Annotated in this window: 2 protein-coding genes and 1 pseudogene; 1 reads left to right on the plus strand and 2 read right to left on the minus strand. The window is 70.4% G+C overall.

All coding sequences use genetic code 11. The features are described 5' to 3' along the window. A partial coding sequence (locus AC27VN_RS39110) for a PhoX family protein (RefSeq protein WP_490880156.1) occupies positions 1-1,725 on the plus strand: 1,725 nt, incomplete at its 5' end. Positions 1,726-1,755: 30 nt separating this feature from the next. Here AC27VN_RS39110 and AC27VN_RS39115 read toward each other — a convergent pair. Both AC27VN_RS39115 and AC27VN_RS39120 read right to left on the minus strand, forming a co-directional pair. Beyond that, positions 1,756-2,007 carry a hypothetical protein gene (locus tag AC27VN_RS39115; RefSeq protein ID WP_490880157.1) on the minus strand — a complete coding sequence of 84 codons (252 nt, stop codon included), beginning with the start codon at positions 2,005-2,007 and terminating at the stop codon, positions 1,756-1,758. Positions 2,008-2,032: 25 nt separating this feature from the next. Continuing rightward, positions 2,033-2,347 (minus strand): annotated as a pseudogene (locus tag AC27VN_RS39120) (NAD(P)/FAD-dependent oxidoreductase); the annotation flags it as partial.

Below are 2,347 nucleotides of genomic sequence, written 5' to 3' on the forward strand. Positions count from 1 at the left end.
ATCGGCTTCAAGGGCATCGCGATGGCCGCGGTCGACCAGGTGGTGGTGCCCGAGGGCTACAGCGCGCAGGTGCTCTACCGCTGGGGCGATCCGACCGGCGTGGCCGGCAGCATGCCCGCCTTCAGGACCGACGGCTCCAACTCGGCCGACGACCAGGCGCTGCAGGCCGGCATGCACCACGACGGCATGGCCTTCTTCCCGATCGAGGGCTCGAACCGCGGCCTGCTGGTGCTCAACCACGAGTACGTCGACGACGGCCTGCTGCACACCGACGGCATGAAGACCTGGACGCCCGAAAAGGTGCGCAAGTCGATGAACGCGCACGGCGTGTCGGTGATCGAGCTGCAGCGCGACGGCGCGAAGTGGTCGCAGGTGCTGCCCTCGCGTTTCGCGCGCCGCGTCACCGCGCTCACGCCGATGACGCTGAGCGGCCCGGCCGCCGGCCATCCGATGCTGCGCACGGCCGCCGATCCGAGCGGCACGCAGGTGCTGGGCACCTACAACAACTGCTCGAACGGCCAGACGCCCTGGGGCACCTACCTGACCTGCGAGGAGAACTTCGCCGACTACTTCGAGGGCCCCGAGTCGCCCGACGCGCACCAGAAGCGCTGGGGCATCCGCAAGGGCAACGGCGCCAAGTACCGCTGGCACGAGCACGAGCCGCGCTTCGACGTGACGAAGAACCCGAACGAACCCAACCGCTACGGCTGGGTGGTGGAGATCGATCCGCAGGACCCGGCCTCCACGCCGCGCAAGCGCACCGCGATGGGCCGCGCCGCGCACGAGGGCGCGGCCACCGCGCTGACCGCCGACGGCCGGGCCGTGGTCTACATGGGCGAGGACTCGCGCTTCGAATACATCTACAAGTTCGTGAGCCGCGACGCGGTGAGGCCCGGCGGCGCGGCCGCCAACCGTGAGCTGCTCGACCACGGCACGCTCTACGTGGCGCGCTTCGACGTCGACGGCAGCGGCGAATGGCTGCCGCTCGTGCAGGGCCAGAACGGGCTCGTGGCCGACAAGGGCTTCGCGAGCCAGGGCGACGTGCTGATCAAGTCGCGCCAGGCCAGCGACCTGCTGGGCGCGACCAAGATGGACCGCCCGGAGTGGACCACCGTCGATCCGCTGACCAAGGAGGTCTACTGCACGCTGACCAACAACAGCAACCGCGGCGGTGCCGGCCAGCCGTTCATGGACGCGGCCAACCCGCGCTCCAACAACACCATGGGCCAGATCATCCGCTGGAAGGAGCAGGGCGACCTCGACGGCACCAAGTTCGCGTGGAACCACCTGGTGCTCGCGGGCGACCCGAAGCAGTCGCGCTGGGAAGCGCAGGGCAACGTCAAGGGCGATGCCTTCGGCAGCCCCGACGGCCTGATGGTCGATGCGCGCGGCGTGCTGTGGATCCAGACCGACGTCTCGACCTCCACGCTCGGCAAGGGCGACTACACCAACCTGCCGAACAACCAGATGCTGGCCTGCGACCCGACCCAGGGCGAGATCCGCCGCTTCCTGCTCGGCCCGGCCGGCTGCGAGATCACCGGCCTCACGGCCACGCCCGACCTGCGCACGCTGTTCATCAACATCCAGCACCCGGGCGAACCGGCCAACGAGCGCAGCGATCCCGATCGCCCGCTCGCGGTGTCGAAGTGGCCCGACGGCGCGGGCCGCCCGCGCTCGGCGACGGTGGCGATCACGAAGAACGATGGCGGCGTGGTCGGGACCTGAGCGCCTGTAGCCGAGAGCGGACGGCGGCGCTCAGCAGGCGCCGCCGTACCAGCAGCGCAGCTCGGGCATGAACAGCCCGAGCACGAAGCTGAGGCCGCAGACGATCAGCATCAGCAGCGCGCACATGCGCAGGCCTTCCTCGCTCCAGCGCGGCGCGAAGATGCTCACCAGGAAGCCCGAGGCGAAGGTGCCCTCGAGCCAGTGCGCGCCGCCCCAGCGCAGGATCCAGAGCCAGAACAGCGCGGTGAAGGCGTGCAGCGCGATCCAGGGCAGCAGCGACATGGCGGACCTCCTGCGGCGACGCGGCTCAGGACTCGCTGCGGCCGTTCACGTCGGCCACCACGCGCGCATTGCGCTGGAAGCTCCAGTAGGCGCCGGCCCAGTCCATCATCACCACGATGCGGTTGCGGAAGCCGATCAGGAAGTACGCGTGCGCGAACAGCCAGAACAGCCACGCGAGCCGGCCGCTGAAGCGCAGCGGGCCGAAGGGCGTGCCGAGGTCGACCACGGCCGAGTTGCGGCCGATGGTCGCGAGGTTGCCGTAGTCGCGGTAGCGGAAGGCCTGCGTGGGCTGGCCGGCGATGCGGCGCAGGATGTTGGCGGCCGCGGCGCGCCCGGCCTG

The sequence above is a fragment of the Variovorax sp. 20P10.2.4 genome (assembly GCF_058244205.1).

What these genes read in the sequence shown, in the direction of transcription:
- AC27VN_RS39115 (WP_490880157.1), bottom strand. Translation starts at nt 2,007, where the DNA reads ATGTCGCTGCTGCCCTGGATCGCGCTGCACGCCTTCACCGCGCTGTTC.